Annotated in this window: 24 protein-coding genes; 13 read left to right on the forward strand and 11 right to left on the reverse strand. The window is 67.8% G+C overall.

Annotated features, from left to right (window positions below):
* Positions 1 to 11: 11 nt before the first annotated feature.
* Together HV766_RS08715 and HV766_RS08720 are read right to left on the reverse strand one after the other, a co-directional pair.
* Positions 12 to 1604: a sulfatase family protein gene (locus HV766_RS08715; RefSeq protein ID WP_175180987.1), complete on the reverse strand. Its 1593-nt coding sequence runs from the start codon at positions 1602 to 1604 to the stop codon at positions 12 to 14.
* The gene (locus HV766_RS08720) at positions 1601 to 2563 is read right to left on the reverse strand and encodes a Bug family tripartite tricarboxylate transporter substrate binding protein (protein WP_175180988.1); all 963 of its coding nucleotides are present in this window, start codon (positions 2561 to 2563) and stop codon (positions 1601 to 1603) included. The genes HV766_RS08715 and HV766_RS08720 overlap by 4 nt, the downstream gene beginning before the upstream one ends.
* A 143-nt stretch (positions 2564 to 2706) precedes the next feature.
* Here HV766_RS08720 and HV766_RS08725 point away from each other — a divergent pair, with 143 nt between their 5' ends.
* Positions 2707 to 3657, forward strand: a complete 951-nt coding sequence (locus HV766_RS08725; RefSeq protein ID WP_175160494.1) for a LysR substrate-binding domain-containing protein — start codon at positions 2707 to 2709, stop codon at positions 3655 to 3657.
* Here the strand turns inward: HV766_RS08725 and HV766_RS08730 are convergent.
* Complete coding sequence (locus tag HV766_RS08730) at positions 3630 to 4481, reverse strand: IclR family transcriptional regulator (RefSeq protein WP_175180989.1); 852 nt, start codon at positions 4479 to 4481, stop codon at positions 3630 to 3632. The genes HV766_RS08725 and HV766_RS08730 overlap by 28 nt on opposite strands.
* A gap of 112 nt (positions 4482 to 4593) precedes the next feature.
* On the opposite strand from HV766_RS08730, the gene HV766_RS08735 reads away from it, so the two are divergent.
* The 4 genes from HV766_RS08735 to HV766_RS08750 all read left to right on the forward strand — a co-directional run bounded on the left by HV766_RS08735 (position 4594) and on the right by HV766_RS08750 (position 10596).
* Complete coding sequence (locus tag HV766_RS08735; protein WP_175180990.1) at positions 4594 to 6948, forward strand: cytochrome P450/oxidoreductase; 2355 nt, start codon at positions 4594 to 4596, stop codon at positions 6946 to 6948.
* A gap of 233 nt (positions 6949 to 7181) precedes the next feature.
* Positions 7182 to 8045, forward strand: coding sequence for an archaetidylserine decarboxylase (asd, locus tag HV766_RS08740; protein ID WP_175160481.1), 864 nt, complete (start codon positions 7182 to 7184; stop codon positions 8043 to 8045).
* A 103-nt stretch (positions 8046 to 8148) separates the two neighbouring features.
* Positions 8149 to 9375: an alpha-hydroxy acid oxidase gene (locus HV766_RS08745; RefSeq protein ID WP_175180991.1), complete on the forward strand. Its 1227-nt coding sequence runs from the start codon at positions 8149 to 8151 to the stop codon at positions 9373 to 9375.
* A 60-nt stretch (positions 9376 to 9435) separates the two neighbouring features.
* Positions 9436 to 10596, forward strand: coding sequence for a metallophosphoesterase (locus HV766_RS08750; protein ID WP_119451561.1), 1161 nt, complete (start codon positions 9436 to 9438; stop codon positions 10594 to 10596).
* A 10-nt stretch (positions 10597 to 10606) separates the two neighbouring features.
* Here the strand turns inward: HV766_RS08750 and HV766_RS08755 are convergent, their stop codons facing one another.
* Entirely contained in the window at positions 10607 to 11062 is a 456-nt protein-coding gene (locus tag HV766_RS08755; RefSeq protein WP_054454198.1) for an Lrp/AsnC family transcriptional regulator, read from the reverse strand.
* 91 nt (positions 11063 to 11153) lie between these two features.
* Between HV766_RS08755 and HV766_RS08760 the strand changes: the two genes are divergently transcribed.
* Complete coding sequence (locus HV766_RS08760; protein ID WP_175180992.1) at positions 11154 to 12350, forward strand: MFS transporter; 1197 nt, start codon at positions 11154 to 11156, stop codon at positions 12348 to 12350.
* 29 nt (positions 12351 to 12379) lie between these two features.
* Here the strand turns inward: HV766_RS08760 and HV766_RS30195 are convergent, their stop codons facing one another.
* Together HV766_RS30195 and HV766_RS08770 are read right to left on the reverse strand one after the other, a co-directional pair.
* Positions 12380 to 13783 carry a sensor domain-containing diguanylate cyclase gene (locus tag HV766_RS30195; RefSeq protein WP_254593299.1) on the reverse strand — a complete coding sequence of 468 codons (1404 nt, stop codon included), beginning with the start codon at positions 13781 to 13783 and terminating at the stop codon, positions 12380 to 12382.
* Between the two features lie 147 nt (positions 13784 to 13930).
* Positions 13931 to 14752, reverse strand: a complete 822-nt coding sequence (locus HV766_RS08770) for a MetQ/NlpA family ABC transporter substrate-binding protein (protein ID WP_119451563.1) — start codon at positions 14750 to 14752, stop codon at positions 13931 to 13933.
* Positions 14753 to 14911: 159 nt separating this feature from the next.
* Here HV766_RS08770 and rocD point away from each other — a divergent pair, with 159 nt between their 5' ends.
* Positions 14912 to 16147 (forward strand): ornithine--oxo-acid transaminase, encoded by a 1236-nt coding sequence (gene rocD, locus HV766_RS08775; protein WP_119451564.1) that lies wholly within the window; start codon positions 14912 to 14914, stop codon positions 16145 to 16147.
* On the forward strand, positions 16147 to 17109 hold the full coding sequence (gene rocF / locus HV766_RS08780) for an arginase (protein ID WP_054454192.1): 963 nt from the start codon (positions 16147 to 16149) through the stop codon (positions 17107 to 17109). The genes rocD and rocF overlap by 1 nt, the downstream gene beginning before the upstream one ends.
* Positions 17110 to 17125: 16 nt before the next feature.
* Here rocF and HV766_RS08785 read toward each other — a convergent pair whose 3' ends face one another.
* Entirely contained in the window at positions 17126 to 17866 is a 741-nt protein-coding gene (locus HV766_RS08785) for an IclR family transcriptional regulator (RefSeq protein ID WP_054454190.1), read from the reverse strand.
* A 231-nt stretch (positions 17867 to 18097) separates the two neighbouring features.
* Here HV766_RS08785 and HV766_RS08790 point away from each other — a divergent pair, with 231 nt between their 5' ends.
* Positions 18098 to 19306 (forward strand): ABC transporter substrate-binding protein, encoded by a 1209-nt coding sequence (locus tag HV766_RS08790; protein WP_175160468.1) that lies wholly within the window; start codon positions 18098 to 18100, stop codon positions 19304 to 19306.
* A gap of 61 nt (positions 19307 to 19367) precedes the next feature.
* Positions 19368 to 20426, forward strand: coding sequence for an alcohol dehydrogenase (locus HV766_RS08795; RefSeq protein WP_054454185.1), 1059 nt, complete (start codon positions 19368 to 19370; stop codon positions 20424 to 20426).
* 1 nt (position 20427) lies between these two features.
* On the opposite strand, the gene HV766_RS08800 is transcribed toward HV766_RS08795, so the two are convergent.
* Complete coding sequence (locus HV766_RS08800) at positions 20428 to 20943, reverse strand: RES family NAD+ phosphorylase (RefSeq protein WP_054454184.1); 516 nt, start codon at positions 20941 to 20943, stop codon at positions 20428 to 20430.
* The gene (gene parS / locus HV766_RS08805; protein WP_054454182.1) at positions 20940 to 21407 is read right to left on the reverse strand and encodes a type II RES/Xre toxin-antitoxin system antitoxin; all 468 of its coding nucleotides are present in this window, start codon (positions 21405 to 21407) and stop codon (positions 20940 to 20942) included. Before parS ends, HV766_RS08800 begins: the two co-directional genes overlap by 4 nt.
* 194 nt (positions 21408 to 21601) lie before the next feature.
* Between parS and HV766_RS08810 the strand changes: the two genes are divergently transcribed.
* Together HV766_RS08810 and HV766_RS08815 are read left to right on the forward strand one after the other, a co-directional pair.
* Positions 21602 to 21979: a DUF423 domain-containing protein gene (locus tag HV766_RS08810; protein WP_054454180.1), complete on the forward strand. Its 378-nt coding sequence runs from the start codon at positions 21602 to 21604 to the stop codon at positions 21977 to 21979.
* A gap of 58 nt (positions 21980 to 22037) precedes the next feature.
* The gene (locus tag HV766_RS08815; RefSeq protein ID WP_119451566.1) at positions 22038 to 22952 is read left to right on the forward strand and encodes a DMT family transporter; all 915 of its coding nucleotides are present in this window, start codon (positions 22038 to 22040) and stop codon (positions 22950 to 22952) included.
* Positions 22953 to 22959: 7 nt separating this feature from the next.
* Here the strand turns inward: HV766_RS08815 and HV766_RS08820 are convergent, their stop codons facing one another.
* The gene (locus HV766_RS08820; protein WP_054454840.1) at positions 22960 to 23598 is read right to left on the reverse strand and encodes a glutathione S-transferase family protein; all 639 of its coding nucleotides are present in this window, start codon (positions 23596 to 23598) and stop codon (positions 22960 to 22962) included.
* 5 nt (positions 23599 to 23603) lie between these two features.
* Positions 23604 to 24758 (reverse strand): PQQ-dependent sugar dehydrogenase, encoded by a 1155-nt coding sequence (locus HV766_RS08825; RefSeq protein WP_175180993.1) that lies wholly within the window; start codon positions 24756 to 24758, stop codon positions 23604 to 23606.
* A gap of 80 nt (positions 24759 to 24838) precedes the next feature.
* Between HV766_RS08825 and HV766_RS08830 the strand changes: the two genes are divergently transcribed.
* The gene (locus HV766_RS08830; protein ID WP_054454174.1) at positions 24839 to 25450 is read left to right on the forward strand and encodes a glutathione S-transferase family protein; all 612 of its coding nucleotides are present in this window, start codon (positions 24839 to 24841) and stop codon (positions 25448 to 25450) included.
* Positions 25451 to 25458: the final 8 nt, after the last annotated feature.

Below are 25458 nucleotides of genomic sequence, written 5' to 3' on the forward strand. Positions count from 1 at the left end.
CCCGCGCCACCTCACGCCAGCGCGCTGGGATAGGGGCTGGTGTCGATGTGTTCCAGCATGCCGTAGGCCAGCCGTTCCAGCAGCCGCGCGCGGTCGGCGGCATGCGCGGGGTCTTCCCACAGGTTGCGCAGCTCGTGCGGGTCCTGATTCAGGTCATAGAGCTCGCCCCAGCGCGCGCCGTCGTAGACCGTGACGCGAAATCCGTCGGCCAGCAGCGTCCGGCAGCGGATGCGGCTGTTGAAGCCCAGTATCACGCGCTGCCCTTCTTCCTCGATCATCAGCGCGTCGCGCACGGCAGCCTCGCTTCCTCCGATGAGGCCTGCCATGTCGCGCCCCTGGATGCCGTTATAGGGCTGCACGCCAGCGCGCGCCAGCACCGTGGGCGCGACGTCGATGGTGCTGAGCAAGGCGTCGCTGGCCGCGCCCGCCGTTCGCGCCGCGGCGGGGTCGCGCCAGATGAACGGCACGCGGGTCAGGCCGCGGTAATGGATGGGCCCCTTCAGCATCAACTGATGGTCGCCCAGGTAATCCCCATGGTCGCTGGTGAAGATCACCACCGTATTGTCGGCCAGCCCCAGCGCGTCGAGTTCGGCCAGCACGCGGCCGATCTGGTTGTCGATGTTGGCGATCGACCCATAGTTCAGCGCCAGCGCTTCGCGCGCCTCGCGCTCGTTGCAGGAAAAGATCGCGGGCGTGTGCTTGACCGCAGTGCCCGCGTCGCGCTGCGCGCGCAGCCAGGCCACGTGCGGCGGCGGCGTACCCTGGCCGTGGAACGACGCGGGCAGCTCCATGTCCTCTGGCTTGTGCAGGTCCCAGAACCGCCCCGGCGGCGTGAAAGGATGGTGCGGATCCGGAAACGAGCATTGCAGGAAGAATGGCTGCCCGGAAGCCGCATAGCCGCGCAACGCCTCGATGCCGCGGTCGGCGATGTAGGCAGTGGGATAGAGTTCTTCTGGCACGCGCGTGCGCCAGGCCTGGCGGATGCGCGTCAGCTCGTATTCCGGCGCGGGGATGGCATGAGCCGGGCCGATCAGCGCCTCGACCTCGGGATGCTCGCGCCGCAGCCAATGCCGGTAATGGCCGTGCACGTCGTCGCTATGATCGTCGACCAGGTCTACCTGCTCGAAGCCGTAATACGGATAGCTCAGATCGTGGTCGGGGCGTTCGAGCCACAGCTTGCGCTGCTCCTGGTCGTACCGGCCGGCGTCAGGCTCGACCGCCTCGCGCGGCAATCTGTCTTCGGCGCGCACCGGCCACGATGGAGGTATGTCCGTCATGTTCTGCAGGTGCACCTTGCCGACCAGCGACGTGCCGTAGCCGGCTTCGCGCATGGCCTCGACGAAGATGCGGCTGCGCAGCGACAGCGCGATGCCGTTGTGGCGCGCGCCGTGCGCGGACGGATAGCGGCCGGTCATCAAACTGGCGCGGTTCGGCATGCAGATGGGCGTGGCCACGTGCATGTTGTCGGCGCGCCAACCCGACTCGGCCAGACGGTCCAGGTTGGGCGTGTGGACCACGCGGTTGCCATAGGATCCCAAATGGTCGGCGCGGTGCTGGTCGGTAATGAACAGCAGGAAGTTGACGGGCTTCGCAGCGGACGTCATTGCTTCGCTCCCGACATCTCCACGGCGGAACGCCAGGCCGGCATGTCGCGCTTGACCATGTCGCCGAAGGCATCGGGCGTCATGTAGATCGGCACCATGCCCAGCGGCTGCAAGGCCTGCGCGAATGCGTTGTCGGTCAGTACCGCCTCCAGGTCCGCGTTCAGTTTCTTCACCACTGCGGGCGGCGTGCCGGCGGGCGCGAACAGGCCGATCCACGACCGCACGGCGACTCCGGCGGCCACGTCCGAGAACAACGGCACATCGGGTAGCGCCGCATACTTTTCAGTATTGGCCACGCCCAGCACCTTGACCTTGCCGGATGCGAGGAACGGAATGGCCGGCGCGATGCCGCCTATCATCAGCGGCACGTGGCCCGCGACCAGATCGGCCATCGCAGGCGCGGCGCCCTTATATGGCGCATGCACCACGTCCAGGCCGGCGGCGTGCTTCAACTGCTCCATTGCCAACTGGTGCACCGTGCCCAGGCCGGGCGAGCCATAGGTGTACTTGCCGGGATTGGCCTTGATCAGTTTGACGGCATCCGCCAGCGTCGACGCCGGAAACTCGGCATTGGCCAGCAGCACCACCACGTTGTCCGCCACCAGGCCGACCGGCGCGAAATCGCGCACCGGGTCGTACGGCAGGCTGGAATACAGCGCGCTGTTGATGCCGTGCGTGTTGGTGGTGCCCATCAGCAGCGTATAGCCGTCGGGCGCGGCGCGCGCCACCATGGACGCGGCGATGTTGCCGCCCGCGCCAGGCTTGTTCTCCACTACCAGCGTGTAGCCGCGCGGCTCCAGGCGCTGCGCCAGTTGGCGCGCCAGCACGTCCACCGCGCCGCCGGGCGAGAACGGCACCACGATCTGCACCGGCCGCGCCGGGTAGGTATCCGCAGCCGCCGCCGCACCCGCAATGCCACAGGCCCAGCTCGCGGCCAGGGCCATCCAGAACTTCTTCATGAATCGTCTCCATCCCGGCGTCCTTCCCGGCCCAGCCTGGGCAACGCCTGTCTTTCGTAGAGCGGCAAGTATGCCTAGCGCCCGGTGTCGGCGTGAAATGAAATAAACTGAACGATTCATAACCATTTGAATATGTATCGCCCATGCCTGACCGCGCCGGCACCCACCTCAAGCGGCGTCATGCCGAACTGCTGGTCGCACTGGACGACGAACGCCACCTGGGCCGCGCGGCCGAACGCCTGCATATGTCCCAGCCCGCCGCCTCCAAGGCGCTGGCGCAGCTGGAGGAACAGGTGGGCTACGCGCTATTCGAGCGCGGGACCCGGGGCACCCTGCCGACAAATGCCGGAATGGTTATGATCCGCCACGCCCGGCACAGCCTGGGCGCAGCCCAGCGCGTGGCGGCCGAACTGCGGGCCGCCGAAGAACGCGGCGCCAGCCTGCTGCGCCTGGGCACCCTGCCCTCGGCCGCGCCCCATCTGGCGCCGCAACTGATCGCCCATCTGCTGGGCCTGGCGCCGCGGCTGGAAGTGAAACTGGTGGAAGGCGCGCTCGGCGAACTCATGGACAAGCTGGCGCGCGACGAGCTGGACATCGTGCTGGGCCGCCTGGGCAGCCGCCTGCTGCCCGCGGACTGCGAGGTGATCCGCCTGCACGAAGAACCTATCCTGGTGGTGGCGCGCCCCGGCCATCCGCTGGCGGCAAGCGAGGCGCTCGCGGCCGCCGAACTGGCGCGCTGGCCCTGGGTGCTGCCGCTGGAAGCCACCATGATGCGCGAGCGTCTGGACGAGGCTTTCGTGCATGCCGGCGCGCACGCACCGGTTTCGAGTATCCAGTCCAATTCGCTGCTGGCCACCCTGGCCCTGCTAGCCCAGGACGATCGCCTGGCTGCCTTGCCCCAGGCGATTGCGCGCTACTGCGAGCGCCAAGGCAGCGTGACCGTGCTGCCGCTACGGCTGGACGCCAACTTCGGCGCCATCGGCGCCGTGGTCAACCGCAACACGGCCGGCATGCCGGTGGTGCAGGCGGCGGTTGCGTGGCTGCGCGGCTTGCCGGCAGGCGCGATTCAGACCGCGCCGACCCCAGGCGCCTGATATCCCAGCAGCACGCTGGCGGCTTCGGCCTCGCGCCGTACCGCCTGCGCGATCGGGCCGTCCGCCGAGGCGTCGAATCCGCCCGTCGCGCCCAGCGCAGTCAGCGCGGCGCAGGGGCGGCCGTTGTGGTCCAGGAGCGGCGCCGACACCGCGCTGATGCCCTTCAGATTGGTGTCGCGCACCGTGGCGCAGCCCTCGGCCAGCACCTGGCGGCGCAGGCGGCCGATGGGGTCGGATGCGTCCAGCAACGCCCGTATGTCGGCGGGCGCACGAGCCAGTTCGGCCTCGGCCAGTGCCCGCACCCGCGCATCGTCCTGCAAGGCCAGGAACACCCGCCCGGTGGCGGACCACAGCATGGACAGCACCGAGCCCATGCGCACGTTGACCGTCACCGGCAGGCCCGGTTCTTCAAAGCGCACGATGGTCGGCCCCTTGTTGCCCATGACCGCGATGAAGCAGGTCACTTCCAGGCCTTCGCGCAGGCGCACCAGGCTGGGCTCGGCCAGGCGGATGGGATCGGCCTGGCGCAGCGCGGCCAGGCCCAGCAGCATCGCTTCCAGTCCCAGGTAGTACTGTTGAGTGGCGGCATCCTGCGCCACCAGGCCCTCTTCCATCAGGCTGACCAGGTAGCGGTGCACTTTGGCGGGGCTTTCGTCCACCTGCGCGGCCAGCAGCGTGAGGCTGGCACGGCCGCCCAGCCGGCCCAACCCCTTCAGCACCGCCATGCCGGTTTCAGCGGCCTGCACGCGCTGGCGCCGTTCGCGCGGCCGGGGCGCGTCGGTAGTCTGGGTGGGGACGGACGAAGGTTCGGGAGTCTGGGTCATGGACGCGGGTTGGGGGCTGCCAGGCGGCTGCGGATGCAGCCCGGAGATTACCCCAATTGAATAATTACGCAATGCGTATATGATTTACGCAATTGTAATCCGGAGCGACAACATGGGCCACCCAACCACCCCTGCAACCCCCGCGCCCGCCAGTACCGGCGGCTGTCCCATCGACCATGCCGCGCTGGCGCGTGCCCAAGGCTGTCCGGTCAGCCCGCGCGCCGCGGAATTCGATCCGTTCGGCGACGGCTACCAGCAGGACCCGCCCGAGTACGTGCGCTGGGCGCGCGAACAGGAACCCGTGTTCTACAGCCCCAAGCTGGGCTATTGGGTGGTCACGCGCTACGACGACATCAAGGCCGTGTTCCGCGACAACCACACCTACAGCCCCTCCATCGCGCTGGAAAAGATCACGCCGACCGGCCCCGAGGCCAACGCAGTGCTGGCCAGCTACGGCTACGCGATGAACCGCACCCTGGTCAACGAGGACGAACCGGCCCACATGCCGCGCCGCCGCGTGCTGATGGATCCGTTCACGCCGGACGAACTCAAGCACCACGAACCCATGGTGCGGCGCCTGACGCGCGAGTATGTGGACCGTTTCATCAACGACGGCCGCGCCGACCTGGTCGACCAGATGCTGTGGGAAGTGCCCTTGACCGTCGCCCTGCACTTCCTGGGCGTGCCCGAGGAGGACATGGATCTGCTGCGCCAGTACTCCATCGCCCACACCGTCAATACCTGGGGCCGGCCCAAGCCGGAAGAACAGGTGGCGGTGGCGCATGCGGTAGGTAATTTCTGGCAACTGGCGGGCAAGATCCTGGACAAGATGCGCCAGGATCCCGATGCCCCGGGCTGGATGCAGTACGGCATCCGCAAGCAGAAGGACCATCCCGAGGTCGTCACCGACTCGTACCTGCATTCGATGATGATGGCCGGCATCGTCGCGGCGCATGAGACCACCGCCAACGCCTCGGCCAACGCCATCAAGCTGCTGCTGCAGCATCCCGACGCCTGGCGCGAACTGTGCGAGGACCCCGGCCTGCTGCCCAACGCGGTCGAGGAATGCCTGCGCCACAACGGCTCGGTCGCGGCCTGGCGCCGCCTGGCCACGCGCGACACCGAGATCGCCGGCGTCGCGATTCCCGCGGGCGCCAAGCTGCTGATCGTGTCCTCGTCGGCCAACCACGACGAACGCCATTTCGCCGACGCCGACTTCTTCGACATCCGCCGCGACAACGCGAGCGACCAGCTGACCTTCGGCTATGGCGCGCACCAGTGCATGGGCAAGAACCTGGCGCGCATGGAGATGCAGATCTTCCTGGAAGAGCTGACCCGCCGCCTGCCGCATATGCGCCTGGCCGAACAGCAGTTCACCTACGTGCCGAACACCTCGTTCCGCGGCCCCGAGCATCTGTGGGTGGAATGGAACCCGGCCGACAACCCCGAGCGCCGCGACGCCGCCCTGCTGGATCAGGTGCAGCCGGTGCGCATCGGCGAGCCCTCGACCCACGCGATCAGCCGCAAGCTGGTGGTGACGCAGGTCACGGCCGCGGCCGACGGCATTGCGCGCATCAGGCTCGAATCGCCTGACGGCAAGCCGCTGCCGCGCTGGACGCCCGGCTCGCACATCGACGTCGAATGCGGCGACACGGGCCTGTCGCGCCAATACTCGCTCTGCGGCGATCCGGCCGCCGCGAATGCATTGGAGATCGCCGTGCTCAAGGAAACGGCAGGCCGCGGCGGTTCCGCCTGGATCCACCAGCACCTGCGCGCGGGCAGCATCGTGCGCGCACGCGGCCCGCGCAACCATTTCCGCATGGACGAAAGCGCCAAACGTCTGATCCTCATCGCCGGCGGCATCGGCGTCACGCCCATCAGCGCCATGGCGCGCCGCGCGCGCGAGCTGGGCCTGGATTACGAACTGCACTACAGCGGACGCTCGCGCGCCTGCATGGCCATGCTGGACGAACTGCTGCAGCTGCATGGCGCGCGCCTGCATCTGCATATCAGCGAGGAAGGCAGCCGCAACGACTTCGCCGCCCTGCTGTCCCGTCCCGAGGCCGGCGTCCAGATCTACGCCTGCGGCCCCGAGCGCATGCTGGATGCCCTGCAAGCCGCCTGCGCCGCCTGGCCCGAGGACAGCCTGCGCGTGGAGCACTTCCATTCCACGCTCGCCACGCTGGACCCGTCCAAGGAACACGCCTTCGAGGCCGAGCTGAAGGACTCCGGCATCGTCGTGCAAGTGCCTGCCGACCAGACGCTGCTGAGCGCGCTGCGCAGCGCCAACATCGACGTGCAGAGCGATTGCGAGGAAGGTCTCTGCGGCTCCTGCGAGGTGCGCGTGCTGGGCGGCGCGGTCGATCACCGCGACGTGGTGCTGACCCGCGCCGAACGCGAGGCCGGCACCCGCATGATGGCTTGCTGCTCCCGCGCCCAGGGCAAGCGCATCGTGCTGGAGCTGTAGCGGCTGGCGTGCCTGCAATGTCGCGCCCTTGCGCCCGGCGGCGCATGCGCGCATTCATATGCCTGAAGTGCGCCTGAAAGCGGTAGAATTCACCCCTCTGCTCATCACCACATCGTCCCGCTGCAACGCGGGACGACGTTTTTTGACGCGGCCAGTCCCGGGCCTGAAGGCGGGCCCCTTGCGGGCCGGCCCGTGCCGCGGCCGGCCGCGGGGTAATTTCTCAGCGCTCCTAGATGCCGATCAAAGACCAACTATTCCTCGCCAGCCAGTATCTTGCCCCTCACCACCTGGTGTCGCGGCTCTTCGGGTACGCATCCGACTGCCGGGAACCCGCGGTCAAGAACTGGATGATTTCGCGCTTCGTCCGCCGCTATGGCGTGGACATGCGCGAGGCGCTGCAGGAAGACCCGCTGGCCTATGACTGCTTCAACGACTTCTTCACGCGGGCATTGAAAGAAGACGCGCGGCCCCTGGACGACGAGCCGGGCTCGGTGGTGTGTCCGGCCGACGGCGCCATCAGCCAGATGGGCGCTATCGAACATGGCCGCATCTTCCAGGCCAAGGGCCATAGCTACGGCCTGGCCGACCTGCTGGGCGGCGACGCCGAACGCGCGGCCCCGTTCCAGGGCGGCGAATTCGCCACCGTCTATCTGTCGCCCAAGGATTACCACCGCGTGCACATGCCGGTCGCCGGCACCCTGCGCGAAATGATCCACGTACCCGGCCGCCTGTTCTCGGTCAACCCGCTGACCGCCCGCAACGTGCCGCGCCTGTTCGCGCGCAACGAACGCGTGGTCTGCATCTTCGACACCGAGCACGGACCGATGGCCCTGGTGCTGGTGGGCGCCATGATCGTCGCGTCCATCGAGACGGTGTGGGCCGGCCTGGTCACGCCGCACAAGCGCCGCGTGAAAGCCACCCGCTACGACGACGCGGCGCGCGCCCCGATCCACCTGGCCAAGGGCGCGGAAATGGGCCGCTTCAAGCTGGGCTCCACCGCCATCGTGCTGTTCGGTCCCAACCAGATCCGCTGGGCCGACACGCCTTCCGTGCTGGGTCCGGTGCGCATGGGCGAACTGATGGCGCTGCCTGCGTAGTTTTCTCCGCAAATATTCGATTTATTCGAAATTGGATGTCTGGTTTTATTCGCTTTATGCGATAAATCGGCGTTGCTAGATTACGGGCTTTTACCGGCCCGCCATGACATCCCTGCTCTCGTCCTCCGCCAGTCCCCGCGCCGCCTCGGCCCACCGCCCCTTGCCGCGCGCGCTGGCGCGCATGCTGTCGCTGGACGACTTCGAGGCGGCGGCGAAACGCCGCCTGCCGCGGCCGATCTTCGGCTATGTCGCGGGCGCGGCCGAAGACAACCAGTCCCTGCGCGGCAACCGCAACGCCTTTACGCAGTACGCGTTTTCGCCGCGCGTGCTGGTGGACGTGTCGCGCCGCACGCAGCAAACCGAACTCTTCGGCCGCCGCTATGCCTCGCCCTTCGGCATTGCTCCGATGGGCATCAGCGCGCTGTCGGCCTACCGCGGCGACATCGTGCTGGCCCGCGCCGCGCGTGAGCAAGGCATACCCGCCATCCTCAGCGGCACCTCGCTGATCCCGCTGGAAGACGTCATCCGCGCGGCGCCCGGCACCTGGTTCCAGGCCTATCTGCCTGGCGATCCGCAGCGCATCGACGCGCTGGTCGAACGCGCCCGCCGCGCCGGCTACGAAACCCTGGTGCTGACGGTGGACATTCCCGTGTCGGCCAACCGCGAGAACAACGTGCGCACCGGCTTCTCCACCCCGCTCAAGCCCAGCCTGCGCCTGGCCTGGGATGGCTTGACGCGGCCGCGCTGGCTGGCCGGCACGTTCATGCGCACGCTGTTGGCCCATGGCATGCCGCATTTCGAGAACTCCTTTGCCACGCGCGGCGCGCCGATCGTGTCGTCGTCGGTGCTGCGCGACTTCAGCGCGCGCGATCACCTCAGCTGGGAACATGTGGCGCGCATCCGCCGCCAATGGCCAGGCACGCTGATCATCAAGGGCATCCTGCATCCGCAGGACGCGGCGCTGGCGCGCCAGCACGGCGCCGACGGCATCATCGTGTCCAACCATGGGGGCCGGCAATTGGACGGCGCGGTCTCGCCGCTGCGCGCCCTGCCCGCCGTCGCCGAGGCCGCCGGCAACATGACCGTGATGATGGACAGCGGCGTGCGCCGCGGCAGCGACGTGCTCAAAGCCCTGGCGCTGGGCGCGAGCTTCGTCTTCGTCGGCCGGCCCTTCAACTATGCGGCCGCAGTCGGCGGCGAGGCCGGCGTATCGCACGCCATCGGCCTGCTGCGCGCCGAGGTCGACCGCAACATGGCGATGCTGGGCATCAACCATGTACAGGAGATGGGACCGGATTTGCTCGTGCGGGAGTATCCGCACCCGGCATAGAATGGCGGTTCCCTTGCCCCGCGCGCCGCTGCTCCCGGCCTGGCGCGCCCCAGAGCCGCCGTGTCCCTACGCCAATCCTCATTCTTCCTGCGCTTCCTGACCCTGGGCGCCCTGGCTCACGTCTACGTGGGCGCCCGCCTGATCCCCGACGCCCAATTGGGCGGAGCGGGTTCCGCCGCCGCCATTCTTGCCTTGCTGCTGTCCTGCATCCTGATCCCGCTGGGGATGCTGGGACGTTCGTCCGTGCACCCGCCCTGGGGCGACCGCATTGCCTGGGTCGGGCTGTTCGCGATGGGCCTGTTCTCGTCGCTGTTCGTGCTGACGGTGCTGCGCGACGCTTTGCTCCTGGTGACGTGGCTGGCGAATCTACTGATCGGCGCCGATCTGCCTTGGACCACGCTGCGCCGGGTCAGCGCCTGGGCCGTGCCCATATTGGCCCTCGCCGGAACATTGGTCGGCCTGTACAACGCCCGCAAGCGGGCGCGCGTGGTCGATGTGGACGTGCCCATCGCCGGCCTCGCGCCCGACCTGGACGGCTTCACCATCGTGCAGATCAGCGACATCCACGTCGGCCCGACCATCAAGAAACGCTACGTGCAGGCCATCGTCGACGCCGTCAATGAACAGCTGCCGGACATGATTGCGATCACCGGCGACGTGGTCGACGGCAGCGTCGAGCAGCTTTCCGTACAGGCCAGCCCGCTGGGCCAGCTGCGCGCGCCCCATGGGGTCTATCTGGTGACCGGCAACCATGAATACTATTCGGGCGCCACGCCCTGGATCGCCGAGTTCCGCCGCATGGGGCTGCGCGTGCTGATGAACGAGCACGTGGTCATCCACCCCGCCGGCCTGCCCGTGGTGGTGGCGGGCATCACCGACTACAGCGCCGGCTCGTTCGATCCGCAGCATCGCAGCAATCCAAAAGCGGCGCTGGCGGGCGCGCCCGCCGACGCCATGCCCCGGATACTGCTGGCGCACCAGCCGCGCAGCGCGGCGGCGGCCGAGCCACTCGGCTATACCCTGCAACTGTCCGGCCATACGCATGGCGGACAGTTCTTCCCATGGGGTTTCTTCGTGCGCTTCCAGCAGCCCTATACGGCCGGCCTGCATCGCCTGGGCAAGATGTGGATCTACATCAGCCGCGGAACGGGCTACTGGGGACCGCCCAAGCGCCTGGGCGCACCCTCCGAGATCACGCGCCTGCGGCTGCGCGCGGCCTGAACGGCGCGGCTCAGCCGTTGTCCGGCAAGGGCCCGCGTTCCAGATAGCTGGTCAGGGCGATGTCGCTGGTGGTGTTGGTGATGCCGTCGATCTGATGGATGCGGGCCAGCAGCGCCTCCAGCGCCTGCGTATCACGCACGCGCACTTTCAGCAGCATGGCGCTCTTGCCGGTGATGGTGTGGATCTCTTCCACCTCGGTCAGCTCGGCCAGCCCCAGCACCTGCTGCGTAATGGTCCAGTTGTTGGTGTCCACGTGCACGAAGGCCAGAAGCGGCCGGCCGATGCGCGCGCCGTCCAGTTTGGCGGCAATGCCCTTGATCAGACCATCGCGCTTGAGGCGCTTGACCCGTTCATGCACGGCCGGGGCGGAGAGATTCAGCATTTTGCCCAATTCGGCGTAGCTGGGGGAGGCATCGTCGGCCAGCAGCGTTAACAGCTTTCGGTCGCGGTCATCAAGATCAGGCATTGGAATCAGGTTCTGCCGAACGGCATTCGAACTTTTACGGAATAAGGAAATATAAGCGTTAACCCTTATTTTATTCCAATAAAATTTCGCGATGCAGAACCGTAGCACCCGCAGCGCCCGCCCCGCCTCTTCCGTCCCCGCCCTGATGTTCGCCGTCAGCGTCGTAGGCTCCAACGGCCTGGCGCTCAGTCCCATCCTGAGCGACGTGGCGCGCTCCTTTTCCACCTCGCCGCTGACCATCAGCACCGCCATTTCCGCCTATGGCGCGGCCACGGCCGCCAGCGCTTTCTTCCTGGCCGCGCGCATCGACCGCATCGGCGTACGCCGCTCGCTGCTGGGCGCGATGGCGGTCCTGATCGCCGCGTTGATCCTGTCCGCCTGCGCGCCGCACTGGCTTGTGCTGACGCTGGCGCAAGCCTTGGCGGGCGCCGCTGCGGGGGTCATCCTGCCCGCCGCCTATGGATCTGCCGCGCTGATCGCGCCGCCTGGCCAGGAGGCGCGCACCCTGGGACGCGTCATCGCGGGCTGGTCGGTGTCGCTGGTGGCGGGCGTACCGCTGTCCGCGCTCATCTCCGACGCGGTGGGCTGGCGCGCCACCTACGCCACGCTGGCGCTCTGCGCCGCCATTGCCGTGCTCGGGCTGCGCAAGCTGCCGGAACGCCGCGCCGGGAATCCCGCGCCGCTGCGCCTGTCGCGCCTGCTGGCGCCGCTGTCCTACCGCGACGTGCCCGCCCTGCTGTTGGGCTGCCTGGCGTTCTCGTCGGCTTTCTATGGCGTCTACGCCTTCCTGGCGGACCACGTGCGCGGCCTGCTCGCGCTGTCTGCAGGACAGGTGGGCTTCATCGCTTTCGCCTACGGAGCGGGGTTCCTGCTGGCGGGGGTGGCTGGCGCGCCGCTGATCGAGCGGCTGGGGCCGCGCCGCGCCCTGCCGTTGGCGCTGGGCGTGATCGCGCTGGTGTATCTGGGGCTGCTGCCGGCCGCGCATGCGTTGAGCGCGGTGCTGGCCATCGCCACGCTATGGGGCGCGGCCTCGCAACTGAGCCTGAACCTGCTGGTGCTGCTGCTGTCGCGCGCCCGGCCCGAAGAGCGCGGCGCGGTGCTGGGGCTGAACACCTGCACCACCTACCTGGGCGCAAGCGTCGGTACCGCGATCGCCGGCACCATCTACACCCACGCGGGATTCGAAGCGCTGGGCCTGGCCGCGGCCTGCGCCCTGGCTGCCGCGGCGCTGGGCCTGCATTGGCGGCTCAACGGCCGGCGCTCGGCGCGCGGCCAGGCGACTGCCTGAATGCCACAGGTTGGCGGCAGCAACGTCGATCAGTTCCGATACTCCACCGCGCAATCCCTGCCCGACCGCTTGGCTTGATAAAGCGCGAAATCCGCACGGCGCAGCACGTCCGAGGCGGTGGCATCGCCGGGCAGAAAGCCCGCAATGCCGCCGCTGACCGACAGCGTCACCACCGCCCCATCGATATCCGCCGGATGCTGCCGCAGGCTGGTGCGCAGGCGCTCGCAGATCGCGCGCGCCACCGCCGCATCGGCGTCCGCCAGCAGCACCAGAAACTCCTCGCCGCCCAGCCGACCCACGGAATCGCCCTCGCGCAGACAGGCGCGCAGTTGATCGCAGAAATGCCGCAAGGCGATGTCGCCCCCCAGATGTCCATAGCGGTCGTTGACCTGCTTGAAGTAGTCCAGGTCCAGCATCAGCGCGGTGGTCGGACCGCCCGCGCCACGGCGGACGTCGGCCAGGCGCTCTTCCATCCGCTTGAGGATTTCGGCGCGATTCCAGCAGTCGGTCAGGCTATCCACCCGGGCCATGCGCTCCAGGGCGGCTTCCGCACGCCGGCTTTCGGTGACGTCCATGCCCAGGTTCACAACCTTGCCGTCGGGCAGCTTGACGTTGGACCAAAGCACCGACAATTGCTCGCCGTCGCGCGTGCGCGGCTGCCATTCGCGGAACGAGCGGTCGGGCCGCGCGACGACGCTGTCCATCGCACGATCCCGTACGGCCGGATCGGGGTAGAACAGCGCAAAAGGGTTCAGGCTCAGCTTGATCTCGGCTTCGGACCAGCCGAAGCGCCGCACACAGGCGTCGTTCCACAAGGTGCAGCGGCCGTCCTGGTCGAAGGCGTTGATCAGCACCGGCGCCGACCGGAACAGCGCCCCGAACTGCGCGATGACTTCGTTCAGCCGCGCCAGCTCGCGCTCGCGGGCGGCGGCGTCCAGCACAGCGTGCTGCGCGAAACTGGCGAGTATGGCTTGCGCGCTGACGTAGGCTGACGCATCGGCCAGTTCGCGCCTGAAGAGGAAAGCGATGTGACCGCAGGCGACCCCGTTCGCGTCGAAAAGCGTACGCGCCACCCAGGCCCGCACGCGGGCTTCGGCCACCCAGGGATTGTCTTGCGGCGTGTCATGCAGGCAGACATGCGAGGTCTGATCCGCCAGCCGTGCGTGCAAGGCGTCACCCGCGCCCGCGGGACCAGCCGCCAGGCCAGCGCCGCAACTGGCGCTGGCGATCAGTTCCGTCCCGCCGCTGGCGTCCTGCAGCCGCACCCAGGCGTAGTCCACGCCCATGTCCGCGGCCGCGCGGCTGACCAGCGTTTCGAAAAAGCCGGCCTGCGGCCCCGCCGCCAGAATCGCGCTGGCCGCGGCCAGGATGCGGCCGTCATCGACGGGCAGGACCTGGGCATGGACGGCATCGTCGGACGATGGAATACGCATGGCGTGGGGCTCGAGAGTAGAGGGCGCGCCCTGCGGCGCAGCCAAGACGGCGCCTCATCTCCGGGCGGGAGGAAAATTGGGGCCAGTATACGAGCTATCCCTGAGCCGAACTGCCAAGAATCGTCAATGCCTACGCCCCTCGACCCGCTACCAGGGAAAGTCGATCAGATCGCCATAAAGGCTGCGCAGCTTGGCCTTCACTTCGGCCGAGTTCTGGTAGATCGAGATGAACTTCAACAGGCGCGGGTCCTGCGCGCCGGCCGGCGTGGCCACCCAGCGGATGGCATAGCGCCGCACATTGGCCGGATCGGTGTTGTCAAAGGCCAGGCCGTCCTTCTCGTTCAAGCCGGCCTGCTTGGCGAAGGTGGTGTACGTGACGGACGCGGTCACGTCGTCGAACGTGCGCGCCGACTGCGAGCCTTCGATCTGCACGAACTTCAGTTTCCTGGGATTGGACACCACGTCTTCCAGCGCGGCCTGGTGCGCCACGCCGGGCTTGAGTTTGATCAGGCCGATGGATTCCAGCAGCAACAGCGCCCGGCCCGTGTTGACCGGGTCGTTCGGCACCGCGATGGTCGCGCCGTCAGGCACGGCGTCGCCCTTCTTCAGCTTTTTGGAAAACAGGCCGATGGTGGTGGAATAGCCGTAGGCGATGGGCTTCAAGTCCGCGCCGCGGCGCTGGTTGAAGAGCTCCAGGAAGGGTTCATGCTGGAAGAAGTTCGCGTCCACCGAGCCATCGGCGACCGCGATGTTGGGCAGCACCCAATCGTTGAACTCCACCAGCTTGACCTCCAGACCCTCTTTCCTGGCCTGGGCGATGGCGATCTCGGTGGCGGCATTGGCCACGCTGGGGATCACGCCGATGCGCAGCGGCTTGTCCTGCGCCATGGCGGCGGAGGCGCAGGCCAGCGCCAACCCGGCCGCGGCCGCGCAGCGGGTGAATTTCAGTAGCAGTTTGTGCAACAACATGAGAACCATCCAGGTAGGAAAACAGGGCATCGCCCTGCGCAGCCGCTATTGTGCAGCAGCCCGCGGCGTCGCCCGGCAATGGCCTTTGTCACGCAATGGCAATGCCGCGGACCGGATTGCGGCGCTAAGATGGCTGCAGTACCTCCTCGGGAGACGCTCATGAGCGCGGTATTGAACAATCAGCCCGGCGCACCGTCCGCCGCCAGCCACCGCGACCGCGTCGAAGACCAGCTCGGCGCGCATAACTACCACCCCCTGGATGTGGTCATCGCGCGCGGCAGCGGCGTCTGGCTTTACGACGTGGACGGCCGCAAGTACCTGGATTGCCTGTCGGCCTATTCCGCCGTCAACCAGGGGCACTGCCATCCTGCCATCCTGGCCGCGATGGCCGAGCAGGCGCAGAAGCTCACGCTGACCTCGCGCGCCTTCCGCCACGACCAGATGGCGCCGTTCTATGAAGACCTGGCGCGCCTGACCGGAGCGCACAAGATCCTGCCTATGAACAGCGGCGCGGAAGCCGTGGAAACCGCCATCAAGGCCGTGCGCAAATGGGGCTACGAAGTGCGCGGCGTGCCGGAAAACCAGGCCGAGATCATCGTCTGCGCCAACAACTTCCATGGCCGCACGCTGGGCATCGTGGGCTTCTCTACCGATCCCGACGCCTACGGCCACTATGGGCCGTTCGCGCCGGGGTTCAAGATCGTTCCCTTCGGCGATTACGACGCCTTCGACGCCGCCATCACGCCCAACACCGTGGCATTTTTGGTGGAACCGATACAGGGCGAAGCCGGCGTGGTCCTGCCGCCTGCGGGCTATTTCGCTCGGGTCCGCCAGCGCTGCACCGAACGCGGCATCACGCTGATCCTGGACGAGATCCAGACCGGCCTGGGCCGCACCGGCAAGCTGCTGGCCGAAGAGCACGAAGGCATCGAAGCCGACGTCACCCTGATCGGCAAGGCGCTGTCGGGCGGCTTCTACCCCGTGTCGGCGGTGCTGTCCAACGCCGACGTGCTAGGCGTGTTCCAGCCCGGCCAGCACGGCAGCACCTTCGGCGGCAACCCGTTGGCCTGCGCCATCGCGCGCGCCGCGCTGCGCGTGCTGACCGAGGAAGGCATGATCGAAAACGCGGCCGCCATGGGCGCCTACTTCCTGGATCGCCTGCGCACCCTGCCCGGCCCCGTGCGCGAAGTGCGCGGTCGCGGCCTGATGCTGGCCGTGGAGCTGGAGCCCGATGCCGGCGGCGCGCGCCTGTGGTGCGAACGCCTGCAGGCACGCGGGATGCTGGTCAAGGACACGCACGGCCACACGCTGCGCCTGTCGCCGCCCCTGATCGTGACGCGCGAGCAGATCGACTGGGCCTGCGATCAATTGAGCGCGGTACTATCCGCCACTTGATGCACCCTACCGGAGTCCGCGACTTGCAGAACACCGCCAACCTGCCCCACCACATCACCCTGATCGGCGCGCCCACCGACATCGGCGCCGGCGCGCGCGGCGCGTCCATGGGGCCAGAAGCCCTGCGCGTGGCGGACCTGGGCCCGGTCATCGAGGCCCAGGGCTTCCAGGTGACCGACCGCGGCAACCTCTACGGCCCCGCCAATCCCTGGCTGCCGCCTACGGACGGCTACCGCCACCTGGACGAAGTCGCGGCATGGAACCGTGCAGTGCACGATGCCGTCTACGAGGAATTGAGCCAGGGCCGCTTGCCCATCCTGCTGGGCGGCGACCACTGCCTGGGCATAGGCTCGATCAGCGCGGTCGCGCGCCACTGCCGCGCAGCGGGCAAGAAGCTGCGCGTGCTGTGGCTGGACGCCCATGCCGACTTCAATACCAACGCGCTCACCCCCACGGGCAACATCCACGGCATGCCGGTGGCATGCCTGTGCGGTTACGGCCCGGCGCAGATCACGGGCCTGTCCGGCCAGACTCCCGACATCGAGCCGGGCTGGGTGCGGCAGATCGGCATCCGTAGCGTGGACCAGGGCGAAAAACGCCTGGTGCATGAGGCCGGCCTGGAAGTCTTCGACATGCGCTACCTCGACGAAATGGGCATGCGCGCCACCATGGAGGCGGCCTTGGCCGGGCTGGACGCCGACACGCACCTGCACGTGAGCTTCGACGTGGACTTCCTGGACCCGGAGATCGCCCCCGGCGTGGGCACCACCGTCCCCGGCGGCCCCACCTACCGCGAGGCCCAGCTATGCATGGAAATGATCGCCGATACCGGCCTCATGCGCTCGCTGGACGTGGTGGAACTGAACCCGGCCTTCGACGTGCGCAACAAGACCGCGGAACTGGCGGTGGACCTCATTGAAAGCCTGTTCGGCAAGTCGACCCTGATGCGCCGCGGTTCCTGAGCCGCTTGCGCGGCCCCTAAGCTTCCCGGCCGAGACGGATCGCTTCCGCCGTCTCGCTCAACAAGCGCAGGTTCTCTGCGCGCCTCTCGGCAACGCGCGACGTGGGTCCCGCCATGCACAGCGCGTACCATTCGCCGCCCAGATCCAGCGCCACCGCCAGCCCGGTCAGGTCCGCCACGCTTTCGCCGGCGTTCTCGGCCCAGCCCCTGGCCGCCGTCCGCTCGATTTCATCCAGCAGCGCCTGGCGCGTGAGCAGCGTGCGATCCGTATAGCGTTCGTACCCGACATCCTCCAGGATGCTCTCGCGCTCGGCCGACCCCAGCCGCGCAAGAATCGCCTTGGCCACGGCGCTGGTATGCAAAGGCCGCCGCACCCCGGGTCGGGTCGCGTAGTGCACCGGATGCGTGGATTCCGCCATGTCCAGGAACAGCACCGCGCCGTCCTGGATCTTGCCCAGCATCACCGTTTCATTGGCCGCATCGCGCAGCGCGGCAAGCTGCGGACGCACCCGTTCCATCCAGGGGTCGCCCGATTGGATCAGCCCGCACAAGGCGTGCAGCTTGGGCGTGGGGTAGTAACCGGCGCGCCGCCGGACCTCGTACAGATAGCCCCGCGCCACCAGCGTACGCACCAGCGCCAGGCAGCTGGACATGGGCGCGCCCAGGCCTTGCGCCAGTTCGGTCAGCGGCATCGGCCGCCGCTCCTGGGCGAACAGTTCGATCAGTTCCAGCGTTCTTGCGACGAGCTTCACTTCCATGCGTCTACCCCTCGCGCGGCATTCCTCCAGCCGGCGCAAGCGCGCTTCGACTTGGGAAATCCACCATGTTGACTTTTCATATGTGCGAACCTAAATTCTTGCACAAGAATTTTCTTTCACCAATGTGAAATAATTTTCGGCCAGATGGAGAACTGGCGCCCCGCAAGCAGATACACAGCATCCCAACGAGACACCAATAATTCGGCCCTCATCGGGCCGGGAGGCAAGCAGATGCGTATCAAACCCCTGTTGGCGGCGCTGGCCGCCTCGCTGGCCGCCTGCGCGGCCCAAGCCCAAACCGACGTGGTTCGCCTGGGCGTATCCAACGACCGCTCCGGCATCTATTCCGACCTGGGCGGGCTGGGCTCCGAGATGGCCGTGCGCATGGCGGTCGAGGACTTCGGCGGCAAGGTCGCCGGCAAGACCGTCGAAGTCATAGGCGCCGACAACCAGAACAAGGCGGACGTGGCCTCGGCCCTGGTCCGCCGCTGGTTCGACACGCAAGGCCTGGTGGCCGTGGTGGACGGCGGCGCCAGCTCCGCGGGCCTGGCCGCCCAGGGCGTGGCGCGCGAAAAAGGCGGAACCGCCCTCATCAGCGGCGGCTTCGCCGGCGACTTCAGCGGCAAGCAGTGCAGCAATCTCAGCACGCAATGGGCGCCCGACACCTATGCCCTGGCCAATGCCGTGGTCAAGAGCGTGGTCGAAAGCGGCGGCAAGTCCTGGTACTTCATCACCACCGATTATGTCTTCGGCAAATCGCTGGAAGCCAACGCCTCGCGCTTCGTGGACAAGGCCGGCGGCAAGGTGCTGGGCAGCACGCGCCATCCCCTGGGCGCGCTGGATTTCGCTTCGTTCCTGGTGCAGGCGCAATCCTCCAAGGCCGACGTGGTGGGCCTGGCCAGCGCCGGCGGCGACCTGGTCAACCTGATCAAGCAGGCCCAGGAGTTCGGGCTGACCGGGGGCAAGCAGCGCATGCTGACCTTCCTGACCTTCATCAACGACGTGCAGGCGATGGGCCTGCCCGTGGCCCAAGGGCTGACCTTCCCCACCGGTTTCTATTGGGACGCGGACGAAGACACCCGGGCCTGGACCCAGCGCTGGCAGAAAAAGATGGGCGTGACGCGCGCGCCTTCCATCGTGCAGGCCCTGAGCTACGTCGCCACCACCCATTACCTGCAAGCCGCCCAGGCCGCCGGCACCTTCGACGGCGCGACAGTCAACCAGAAGATGCGCGAGTTGCCCATCACCACCAAACTGATCAAGAATGCCCGGGTGCGCCCCGAAGACGGCCGCGTCATCATGGATCTGTATCTGGTCGAAGTGAAGAAGCCCGCCGAATCCAAGTACCCCGGCGACTTCTACCGCATCCTGTCCACGGTGCCGGGCGAAAAGGTCTTCGTGTCCCTGGCGGACAGTGAATGCCCGACCGTGAAGAAATAGCCTTGCCACGCCGCGCCCGCCTCGCGGGCCGGCCGTAAAACCACCCAGGAGGAGACATCCCATGAAGTGCTATTGCGTCGTGAACTTCCGCGAGCCCTTGCAGGAAATGAACCAGCCCACGCCCACGCCGCAAGGGTCGCAGGTGCTGCTGAAGGTGCGCGCGGCTGGCGTTTGCCACAGCGATATCCACTTGTGGGAAGGCGGCTACGACCTGGGCCAGGGCCGCACGCTGTCGTTGAAGGACCGTGGCGTCTCGCTACCGCTCACCATGGGCCATGAAACCGTGGGCGCCGTCGTCTCCGCCGGTCCCGATGCCCAGGGACTGTCGGCCGACCGCAACTACCTGGTGTACCCCTGGATCGGCTGCGGCAACTGCCCGCCTTGCCTGGCCGGCATGGAAAACCATTGCTCCGCGCCCGCCTGCCTGGGCGTGCACCGCGCCGGCGGTTACGCCGACCACATCCTGGTGCCGCACCCGCGCTACCTGATCGACATCGGCGACCTCGATCCCGCGCAGATCGCGCCCTATGCCTGCTCGGGGCTCACCACCTACTCCGCGCTGAAGAAAATTGGCCCGGACATCTACCGTTCGCACCCCGTTGTCATCTTCGGCGCGGGCGGCCTGGGCCTCATGAGCCTGACGCTGATCAAGGCCCTGGGCGGCGCCGGCGCCATCGTCGTCGACATCGACCCCGCCAAGCGCCAGGCCGCGCTGGAAGCCGGCGCGCTCGCCGCCATCGACGGCGCCGCGCCGGACGCCGCGCAGCAGATCATCAAGGCGGCCGGCGGCAAACCCGCGCAGGCCGCCATCGACCTGGTCGGCGCGCCCGCGACTACCTCGCTCGCCTTTGACTTCCTGACCAAGGGCGGCAAGCTGATCATCGTGGGCCTGTTCGGCGGCGCATCGTCGTGGCCCATCGCGCTGATTCCCATGAAAGCCCTGTCCATCATCGGCAGCTACGTCGGCAACCTGACCGAACTGCAGGAACTGATGGAGCTGGTGCGGGCCGGCAAGGTGCCGCCCATGCCCGTGCACCGCCATGCGTTGGCCGAGGCCGACAGCGTGCTGGCATCGCTGCGGGCGGGCAAGGTCGTGGGCCGCGCGGTACTGACGGACTGAACTAGACGGGGCGCAGGCGCGGATCGTAGATGAAGCGTTCGCGCCGCACCACTACGATGTGCTCGGCGTCGGGGTGCGCCGGATTGATCAGGAAATTGCAGTCCGGCACGCCCCGGTAAGGCACGATGGCGCTGGGCAGTTCAAGCAGCGCCGACACGCCGGACTGCACCCAGTTGTCGCCCACCGCCTGCGACGCTTCCGCGAAGGGCACGGCATCCCAGAACGGGTAGTCCTCGTGCAACTGCGTCAGGCTCAGCGCCTGGCGGGCTTCGTGTACGGCGCGCGGCACCGCCAGTTCGATCAGATAGCGGTTGGCCTGTTCGGACGCGCGGGCCGCAAAATGCACCACCGTTTCCAGCGCCGCCAGCGCCACGCTGGCCGAGGCATAGACCACCGCCGTGCCCGGGCTGTTGTAGCGCCCGCCCACGGCCGCGGCGCCCGCCCCGCTCAGGTCGTCGGCGCGGTATTTGCCTGCGGTAGTCCCGATGCGCCAGATCGAAACGCTGTCGTCCGTCATGCGTAGACGCCCGCCGCGGCGCGCGCCAGCGTGTCCTCGACAATGCGGCTGCTGGCGTCGGAGGTCAGCAGCGACAGCGGCTTGACGTTGCCCAGGGCGGGCACTGGCGTGTTCAGCCAGGCGACGGCTTCTTCGTCGCTGCCCAGAACCTGGCGCGCCACCCGCGCCACCCGCGCGACGCGGGCCAGGCGGTCGGATTCGCCCAGCGGCAGCATCAGGCCTTCGCGGCTCCAGCGCGACAGCGAGGCCGCCTTGACCTCGGTGATGGCCATGATTTCCGACTTGGGCACTTGCAGGTAGTCGGCCGCGTCGTCGACCATCTGCGCAGGCAGGCCGCGGCGCACGTCGCGCGCCATGTCGACCAGGGGGCTGTCGACCAGGCTGCGGAACAACTGCTTGGCGCGCGCCGCCGCATGGCGGGACGGACGCTTGGCGGGACTTTTTTCGAGGGCGGCTACGCTCATGGCCTGACTCCTGCAAGTCTGGGCGCCACGACTGCGGACGCACCAGAAATTCCAAATTGAATTCATGATATCCCATTTGGAAAGATCATCACAAGATCCGTCCCCAACAATGCCATGCCTCCGGATAGGCGCGGGATTTGGGCATATCATAGGCGGCTGTAACACGATTGATCAGACACTTATAAGGACTGGCGATGACGGACCGGCAGCTGACGATACTTGCGGCGTTGAATCTCATGGTGGCGGTGGGCGCGGGGGCCTTTGGCGCCCACGGCCTCAAGCGCATGCTGACGCCGGAACTGCTGTCCGTCTGGCAGACCGGCGTGCTGTACCACCTGATCCACGCGCTGGGCCTGTTCGTCGTCGCGCTGCTGGGCGCCCGCTACGGTTCGTCCCTGCTTTCCGCGGCCGGCGTCGTGATGTTCGTCGGCATCGTGCTGTTCAGCGGCAGCCTGTATGTGCTGTCCCTGACGGGCACGCATTGGCTGGGCGCCGTTACCCCCTTCGGCGGCGTCGCCTTCCTGGCGTCTTGGGGCATGGTCGCCCTGGCGGCCTATCGCGCCCAAGGCTGAATCCTCCCCCCTTCCTTTCCTTTCGGGCGGCCCGAACCGCCGCCCTCCCAGGCTGTAGATGTCCACCTCTTCCGTACTTCCCGCCGCCCAGGCCCAATCCGCCGCAGCAGGCATCGCCTGCGTGGTGGGCGGCATTTTCTTCCTGACCTTGAGCGACGCCAACGCCAAATGGCTTGGCGCCAACTACAACCCGCTGCAGATCCTGTTCCTGCGGGCGCTCATCGCCCTGCCTTTCGTCGCCACGCTGGCGCTGTGGCTGGGCGGACGGCGAGTATTGCGCACCGCGCACCCTGGCCTGCACCTGACGCGCGGCGCCATCAACGTCGTGTCGGCCTATTGCTTTTATCTGGGCCTGCGCACGCTGCCGCTGGCCGAAGCCACCGCCATCGCCTTCGCCGCGCCGCTGTTCGTGACGGCGCTATCGGTGCTGGTCCTGAAAGAACGCGTGGACGGCAAGCGCTGGCTGGCCGTGCTGGCCGGGTTCGCCGGCGTGCTGATCGTGGTGCGGCCCGGGGCCGCAACGTTCCAGGCGGCCACCCTGCTTCCGCTGGTCACCGCCTTGCTTTATGGGGTGATGATGATCACGGCGCGCGGCATCAACCGCAACGAAGGCATGCTGACGACCACGCTCTACATCGTGCTGGGCCAGCTGGTCTGTAGCGCGGTCGCCCTGCCCTTGGTCTGGGAGCAGCCCGCGATGGAGGATCTGCCGTACTTCGGCGCCGTCGCCCTGTTCAGCACCCTGGGCCTGGCGCTGATCACCCAGGGATTCCGCATCGGTCCCGCCTCGGTGGTTGCGCCCTTCGACTATACCGGGCTGATCTGGGCCACCATCCTGGGCTGGGTCTTCTGGCATGAGACCCCGGACGCCTATGCCTATCTGGGCGCGCTCTTCATCGCCGGCAGCGGCGTCTACATCGCCCTGCGTGAAGCACGGGCCAAGTCCAGGACCCGCAAACCAACCAAGGCTTGACGCCCGGCTACTCCGTAGGCGGCGGAAAATGCCGTTGCAGCACGCGCGCCACATTGGGCTCCTGCGCCGCCTCGCGCGCCACAGCGGTCAGCGCCGGGCACTCGGACGCGAACCACGCCGGCCCGGGACGCCAATGCGTCATCACCGTGACGTACAGATCCAGCGCAGAAAAGCGCCGGCCCAACATGTGCGGGGCGCCAGCCTGGCGTTCCAGCTCCTGCCAGATATCCGTCCGCCGCGTATGCACGCGCTGCCTCAGCAGCTCGGCCGCGGGGCCTGCGGTGGTCCATTGCGGCGGGTCGTCGCCATAGGTGAACGTGGGATAGATAGCCGCCACCAGCCGGATCAGCAGATTCAGAAACCGGGCCCGCTCAGGCTTGTCGGGCGCGGGCGCCAGGCCGGCCTGGGGCGCCACATCATTCAGATGCAGGATCATGGCCGCGCTCTCGGTCATGATCTCGCCGTCCGGCAGGACCAGGGTAGGCACCTGCCCCAACGGGTTCAGTTGCAGCAGCCTGTCGCGCTCAGCGCCGGGCTTGAGGTACGGCAGGTCCGTCAAGGTGTGCGGCACGTTGGCCAGTACCAGCGCCATCTCGACGATGGCGGACCCGCAGCCGGCGGACCCGATCAGCTCATACGGTTTCATGGCATTCACTCTCCCTGTTCGGCCGGCGCCAGGCGCAGCAACTCGCCTGGCGAGGCGTCCGTCAACACGTACACATAACCGTCCGGCCCTTGCCGCACATCGCGTATCCGCTGCTTGCGGTCCGTCAGCAGCCACTCCTGGGCCACCACGCGGTCGCCGTCCAAGGTAAGGCGGATGAGATTCTGGTTCGCCAGTGCGCCGATGAACACGGAATTGCGCCAGGCGGGGAACCGGTCCGCGTTGTAGAAAGCCATGCCGCTGATGGCCGGCGACTTCGGCCACCAGTAGAGCGGCGGCTCCATGCCGGGCAGCTCCGCTCCCTTGGCTTCGGGGATGGGCTGGCCCGAGTAGTTGATGCCGTGGGTGGCCAGCGGCCAGCCGTAGTTCTTGCCGCGCTGGACCAGGTTGATTTCGTCGCCGCCGCGCGGTCCGTGCTCGTTTTCCCAGAGCTGGCCGCTCCAGGGGTTGAGCGCCATGCCCTGGGGATTGCGATGCCCGTAGGACCAGATCTCGGGCCGCGCGCCGGCCTGGCCGACGAAGGGATTGTCGGTCGGCACCGACCCGTCGGCCTTCAGCCGCACCACCTTGCCCTGCAGCTTGTCCAGATCCTGCGCGGTGGGCCGCTGGTTGTTCTCGCCCAGCGAGATGTACAGATAGCCCTTGCCGTCGAACACCAGGCGCGATCCGTAGTGCAGGCCCGACGACAGCTTCGGTTGCTGCCGGAACAGCACGCGGAAATCCTCCAGCGCCGAACCATCGGCGGAGAGCTTGCCGCGGCCCACGGCGGTGCCGCTCTTCGAACCATCGGCCTCGGCATAGGACAGATAGACATACCGGTCCTGCGCGAAGTCGGGCGACAGCGCCACGTCCAGCAGGCCGCCCTGGCCCTGCGCCGCGACCTTGGGCACGCCGGCCAGCGGCTTGGACAAGCCGCCCGGGATGCGCAGCAGCCTGAGGTTGCCGGGACGCTCGGTAATGAGCACGCCGCCCTCGGGCAGAAAGGCCATTGCCCAGGGATGATTGAGTCCGCCCACCACGGCCGTGACGCGGGCCGGGACCGATGCGGGTTCGGGCCCCGGCTGCGCGGACGCGGGCAGCGCCAGCCACAAAGAGAACGACAGGAACAGCGCACGCGTGATCGCGGCGGGACGTGACGGCATGGGCATCTCCGGCAACGGGTGGCGTACCATATCGGCCAGGAACGGAGATCCCCGTCCTTGCTCTCAGGAGACCCCATCTGATGAAACTGTACTACATGCCCGGCGCGTGCTCGCTCGCTTCCCATATCGTTCTGGAATGGATCGGCAAACCCTACGAAACGCACAAGCTGAGCCGCGACGAACTCAAGGGCCCGGAGTTCCTGAAGGTCAACCCGCTGGGCGCCGTGCCCGCCCTGGCGCACGACGGCTGGACCGTCACGCAGAACGCGGCGATCCTCGAGTACCTGGCTGAACACGCGCCTGAACTGCAGTTGCTGGGCGACGGTTCGCCGCGCTCGCGCGCCGAAGTGCGCCGCTGGCTCGGCTTCATCAACTCGGACATCCACAAGACTTTCTCGATGATCTTCGGTGCGTCGCGTTTCGTCGGCGACGAAGGCGCACAGAAGGAGCTGGCCGGCTCGGCTTCCGCGCTGCTGACCAAGCTCTTCGCGCAGCTGAACGCACAGCTCGCCGGCAAGTCCTACCTGACGGGCGACAAGCCCTCCATCGCCGACGCCTACCTGTACGTGGTGCTGCGCTGGGCGCACGCCAAGGAAGTGAACCTGTCGGGCCTGGACAATCTGGCCGCGTTCTTCAAGCGCATGGAAGCCGACAAGGGCGTGCAGGCCGCGCTCAAGGCCGAAGGCCTGTAAGGTCCGGC

This window comes from Achromobacter aegrifaciens (genome assembly GCF_902859735.1).
GTDB lineage: Bacteria > Pseudomonadota > Gammaproteobacteria > Burkholderiales > Burkholderiaceae_B > Achromobacter > Achromobacter aegrifaciens.